This is a genomic window from Clostridioides sp. ES-S-0006-03, assembly GCF_020662275.1.
GTDB lineage: Bacteria > Bacillota > Clostridia > Peptostreptococcales > Peptostreptococcaceae > Clostridioides.
Window position 1 is genome coordinate 1 of record NZ_JADGMM010000027.1, and the last position, 5,958, is coordinate 5,958.

Annotated in this window: 4 protein-coding genes; 3 read left to right on the top strand and 1 reads right to left on the bottom strand. The window is 25.4% G+C overall.

Features of this window, described 5'->3' with window-relative positions; translation table 11 throughout:
- Window positions 1-1,855: 1,855 nt before the first annotated feature.
- Window positions 1,856-2,923 (bottom strand): hypothetical protein, encoded by a 1,068-nt coding sequence (locus IR151_RS19720; RefSeq protein WP_227437635.1) that lies wholly within the window; start codon window positions 2,921-2,923, stop codon window positions 1,856-1,858.
- Window positions 2,924-3,771: 848 nt separating this feature from the next.
- Here IR151_RS19720 and IR151_RS19725 point away from each other — a divergent pair.
- The 3 genes from IR151_RS19725 to IR151_RS19735 are packed head-to-tail and all read left to right on the top strand — an operon-like array spanning window position 3,772 to window position 5,775.
- A complete protein-coding gene (locus IR151_RS19725) occupies window positions 3,772-4,140 on the top strand; it encodes a BlaI/MecI/CopY family transcriptional regulator (RefSeq protein ID WP_227437638.1) in 369 nt (122 codons plus the stop codon).
- 14 nt (window positions 4,141-4,154) lie between these two features.
- Window positions 4,155-5,141, top strand: a complete 987-nt coding sequence (locus IR151_RS19730; RefSeq protein ID WP_227437639.1) for a M56 family metallopeptidase — start codon at window positions 4,155-4,157, stop codon at window positions 5,139-5,141.
- A 46-nt stretch (window positions 5,142-5,187) separates the two neighbouring features.
- Window positions 5,188-5,775, top strand: a complete 588-nt coding sequence (locus IR151_RS19735) for a peptidoglycan-binding domain-containing protein (protein WP_227437642.1) — start codon at window positions 5,188-5,190, stop codon at window positions 5,773-5,775.
- The last annotated feature ends 183 nt before the right edge of the window (window positions 5,776-5,958 follow it).

Here is a 5,958-nt window from a genome sequence, read left to right on the forward strand (position 1 = left end):
CTTTTTTAAGCTGCCTATTTTTTCATTAATAAAACTCTGTGAAATTTAGCATAATAAAATGTTTAAATAATAATAAGGAGTGATTCTATGAATTTAAAAAATTATATAAACATTGTATTAGGCATAGCTCTAATTGCATTAATACTCATGTTTCTAAAGTATGTATATATGAATCAATCACTTAACATGTCTATACCTTTACATATAATACTTATTTTTTGTTTCATAATTTTAACTATTAATACTTTAAAAAATCATAATTTTTACTTTACTGCAATTAACCTATGTGGAGCAATTTCACTAATAATAAGTTTAATAAAAATAATATATTAAAAACATTCTAATTTAACTTACTAAATCTAAAATTTTAAAAATAATATTTCATTACATATAAAAAAGCTTATTGTTTAAATACAGTAAGCTTTTTTCATGTTAAAAGTATTCAGCTTCCAAATTTTAGATGTAATAAAATAATAATTTTTTAGTTTTTTCATAAAACCTATCTCATTTCAGTTAAGATAAAATAAATATTTTAATTACATATCTTTACAGTTCAGAATATATATTTAAGGCTCTGTGCGACTCTCTAAGCCCTTACAGCTTTATTTTTGTACTTCAACATTTATTTATTTTTACAAGCACTTATTTGTTTGTTTTGTAAAGTCATTTTTTTAAAAAAGAGCATAAGGAGTTTTTGACCCCATATTACATAAATTTCATTTATTTCATGAACATGGAAAACTAGGCAAAGCCTAGTAAAACTCTTTGGTTAAAATCAAAATACTATCTATTTTATAGGTCATTTTTTTGGGGTCATAAAATCACTCAAAAATACACATTTAGACCACTATCAGACCACCAAAAACACATATTTTCTAATATAAAATTTCCTCTATCTTTTAACAATATATAATCCTTAGCGAAACTCACCAAAACGATTGTTACACCAGTTTAGTATCTAGTTTTAACTAGTTATTACTTTAAATACTAATTACATATGTTACATAACATTATAACCTAACGGTTACTTACGCCTTCAACCTACGGTTTTCAGTTGTTACTAACGCATTCTAAATATGCCAAGTCAGAAGGAACTTGTCATATTTAGAATTTTGTTATACATGTTTTTAAATCTTATTGATTATTTATTCTTTTAATGCAAACCTAAAGGCTTTGTAATTGGACGCAGTTACCCACGAACTACTGTCCGTGGTTACTTTCCATATCATTCAAACCCAATAGGATTGGTGTGTTACGACCACACAACGTTGGACTGATACAAGTAAATACTCTACTTCGTGATTTAACACAGTCTACCAACACCCCGACAATAGACAGTATATTTGAGTATTTCCACTAAGTGTTGCCACCCCTAGCTTTTATTGTTTGTGGCATCTAGTCGCCACTCTCACCCCTTTAATATGGTATCAGACATATTTATATGGTGTTGAAACTCAATCCAAGTGTTTAGTCGGCTACCCCTGTACTCTGTCGAGCCATTCGGTTTGCTCTAAGTCAAACACACTTCCTTATAAAACTTTTTGCATCTCTGCATTAAAAAAGCCTTGTCCAACTATCTTGAACAAAGCTTGTAATTATCTTTTATCGTTATTATCTTGATTTTTTGACTTGCATCTCTTATAATTTATGTATATCAAGAATGATAACATCTATATTTTATATACTCTATGTTCTTCCAAAACATTTAGTATGTAACTTATAGTAAAAGATTACTATTTACTTAACTATTCGTTGTAGTTGGTATTAACTCATATGAAGTCTGCAAACTTCATAGAGATAGTAGTCTTTTTTTATATTCAATTTTTTTAATATAAGTTAATTATAATTCTAGTTATCAGAATTTACTAGCATTTTCCATTAAATTTTCTATTTTTTTGTCTAGCAGTTTGATTGGACTCTGTAATTTGTTTATTTTGTAAATCGTAGGAATGAGTGCAGGGGCTATGTTTAGAAACTCTAACATCTTGAAATATTTCTTTAATTCTTCTTTGCTATACTTTTTCTTTTTAGCATATCTTAGTTCTAAGTATTGCAATAGCTTCTTTTTACTATTAGTCTTTAATTTATTTGTTTCTTGTACTATTTTTTTAGTTTCAAAATAATCATAGAAATCTAGTCTAGTGCTACAGATGAAACGTTTATACTTAGTTAAAACTATATCTCTACATAAAAATATGTCATTGAAGTAAGTTCTAAAGTCTTTACCATACTTAGTCAGTTCATATGTACCACACTTAACCTCTAATCTTAAAGTATTTTCTGCTAGTTTTAAATCATTTTCAGATATATTAATTCTATTGCCTCTAGCTTCATTTGCTTTTACCCTTAGATTGTATAATTGGTCTAGCTTATTATAAAAATTTAGTGTATATGTTTTATTTCTATTGCTCTTAAAATTATGCTTTGACTTTATATATACACTTGTATTTTTAGCAAGTTTATTAGTGTCTACATAGTTCACATATCTTTTATCTTGCCTGTCTTTTATTACTTGATTAAATAATTCTATATATAAATTTGCATTTACATTGTAAACATTAAAATTTACTTCAATACTAGAAACATTAAAATCTAATATATCTACATCAGCATTAAACAACTCTTTAAGCTTACTATTAGCTTTATCTCTTATTTCTTCTCTTTGTAGGTATACATCATCTAAGTTATATACATGATTTGAGTCTTTCAATAGCATTATCAGCCTACCATATAAGTATATCTTTTTAGACTTTATTGCATATAAAAACCTAATTCCATTTAAATAATAACTATAGGATGTAATTTCTTTTTTTATTTCTCCTGTTTGATAGTCTACATATTCACTATAGTTCTTCTTTAGTTTTAAACTAAATATACTACAATCTAACTCTATTTTTTTATACAAATTTACTCTATCTATCATCCCTCTCCCCCTCTTAACGAAATTAGATTATAACCTAACAATTAATACTATATTTATAGCTTAAAAACATAATTGTAAAATCAAAAAATTAAAGTTATAAGTCATATATTAAGGGGTACTTAACTTGTTATATTTCTATGCTTTTTACATGATGTGGAAGTGAAAGCACTAAGACAAAATAAATCTTACACTTGTTCTACATTTCCTACATACACCCCCCTTGTTTTAAATCCTGTTTATTAAGCTATTAAATATACTATCTAAAATATAATTTACATACAAATAACTCTATAAATATAGAACATTTGTACGTATTACTATAGCTATTTTTACATGCAGACGAAAATTTTTTTTTCATGGAAATAGATGCCTTTTTTTATGATAATTCATGTCAATTAATAATTATTTTTATAAATTTCAGTAACCTTTTTTACAAAACGACAATTCTTCATGCAAAACCTATGCAAACTAGTAATTTCAATACTTACAAGACTTTTTTACATGTCAGTAAAAAAGGACATAAAAGATTTTATTTTATGCCATTTTTTTATAAAATATAGGTATTGCAATATTTTTATACACTTTCATATTATTTATTTTAGTCATTTTGTCAGTTGTAGGTCAGTAAATATTACTTTTTTTTATTTTTATGCTTGTTTTTACTCAATCACAAATACATATATTTTTTAATAAACTAAAAATATTTAAACCTTGTATTCTACCTATGTAGAGAACTTTTAAACATTTTATTCTATGCTTGTAGAATAAAATGTTTATACTAATTTGACTCTTGCACTCTATTTTTATAGAATGAAAGTAAAATTAAAAAAGCACTGGGGGAATTAATTATGTTAAAAAAAATACCACCTTCTGAATTGAAGATAATGAAGCTATTTTGGCAATCTGACAAGGTATTGACATCACAGGACATAGTTTCTATAATGAGTCATGAGTGGAAGCAGACCACAACACTTACACTCTTATCAAGATTAGTAAAAAGAAATTTTTTATCTGCTAAAAAGCATTCAACGTATACAACATATACTGTTTTGGTTGACAAGGAAAGCTACTTACAATATGAAACTTTTGATTTTTTAAAAAATATACATAATGAATCTGTAACAAGCTTACTTCAATCAATGAGTAAAAAAGAATTTAGCAAAGAAGAAATAAAAACATTTAAAAACTTTATTAAAGATATGCAAAATAAAAAATAAAATGGGTAGATTATATGGTTAATTTAATTTTACAGACTCTAATTCGTTCAACAATCATAAGCAGTTTAATTATTTGTATTTTGATAATTTTGAATTTGACTTTACTTAAAGGTTTTAGTAAAAGACTTAATTATTATATTTGGCTAATTGCTATAGCTAAATTAGTTATACCTTTTACATACACATATACAACAAATAAATTAGACACTAAAAGTTTACTTGATAATTCAAATATAGATAACTTTCCAATCAATGAAAATATTATTATATTTATTTGGAGTGCTATTGCATTATTACTTTTTATCAGAATAATTAAAAGATATTTGAAATTTAAAAGCCTAATAGTTGATTTATCATATGATATTGAAGAAATAGAAGTAAAAAATCTTTATGGTGATTTATTAAATGAATTTAAAATAAAAGGAAATATAAAACTAAAATACACTTATGAAGTTGCAAATCCTTCTTGTTTTGGATTATTTGAAAAATATATTCTTTTACCTCCACATGATTATTCTTTAGAAGAATTAAACTGGATTTTAAGACATGAATTGACTCATTATAAAAGCAAAGATTTATATATTAGATACTTAATCTTATTTTTAAAATGTGTTTATTGGTTCAATCCACTTGTATATCTATTAGATAGAGTTGTAGAAAATATTTGTGAAATGCACTGTGATGAAACAGTTTTAAAGGATTATGGTCTTGAAGATAGACAAAGTTATGCTATGACTGTTGTAAACTCAATCGAAAGAAATACAAATATACATAATGAATTTTCTACTGGTTTATATAGAATTAAAGGGTTTGAAAAAAGATTACATAATATGTTTATTACCAAAAACAGAAAAGGCATAATAATAGCTTTAATATTATGTTTGTTGTCTTCTCTCACATATTTAACTTTTGACTCTATTTCTTATAAATCACCAGACCGTTCAATATATAAAAAATTTCCACTGAAAGACTCAGTTTACAAAATTCATGTTGATGTTTAAACTATTCCACAATGGAATAATTAAATAATATTCAAGGAGGGTTTTTATGTTAAAAAAAGTTAAAAAAATATTAATAGTGCTATGTTGTTTATTTGCATTAACAAGTGGTATTGTATTCGCAGATACTGAAACAAATTCCACTTATACAGAAACAGACAAGCCATTATGGACAATTCATATTGAAGGTTATACCTTTACTTATGATAATGCTCCAAAACAAATCAAAGAAGAATATAAGGCTAAATGTGAAGAAATGGGTATAACTCCATCACCTAAAGCTGAAATATTTATACCAGTTGATGAAATGCAAAGCTATGGATTAAAAAATTATAAAGGTAGTCAAGATGGTTTTGACATATTTTTTTATGGTACATATTTTAAAGTAACTGGTGCAAAAAATTATACTGTTAAAACATCAACTCTAGTAGGATATAATAAAATAGAAAGTGGTAATCCTGTACATCTAGTACAAATATTACTTAAAGCCTGTGGTTATTCTATAGGCGTTGATAGTCAATTTGGAAATGAAACATATACAAGAGTCAGAAGTTTCCAATCAAGTAATGGTTTAGGTGTAGATGGTATTGTTGGGGCAAGAACTTGGGAAAGATTAGCTTATGTTGCACATTTATAAATAATATCATAATTATTAATTTACATATAAAAATTAAGTCACCTGTTATAAGGTGACTTTTTTAAGCTGCCTATTTTTTCATTAATAAAACTCTGTGAAATTTAGCATAATAAAATGTTTAAATAATAATAAGGAGTGATTCTATGAATTTAAAAAATTATATAAACATTGTATTAGGCATAG

Bases quoted from the DNA above. Each gene is read 5' to 3' on its own strand.
- IR151_RS19720 (WP_227437635.1), bottom strand. From the start codon at position 2,923: ATGATAGATAGAGTAAATTTGTATAAAAAAATAGAGTTAGATTGTAGT.
- IR151_RS19725 (WP_227437638.1), top strand. From the start codon at position 3,772: ATGTTAAAAAAAATACCACCTTCTGAATTGAAGATAATGAAGCTATTT.
- IR151_RS19735 (WP_227437642.1), top strand. From the start codon at position 5,188: ATGTTAAAAAAAGTTAAAAAAATATTAATAGTGCTATGTTGTTTATTT.
- IR151_RS19730 (WP_227437639.1), top strand. From the start codon at position 4,155: ATGGTTAATTTAATTTTACAGACTCTAATTCGTTCAACAATCATAAGC.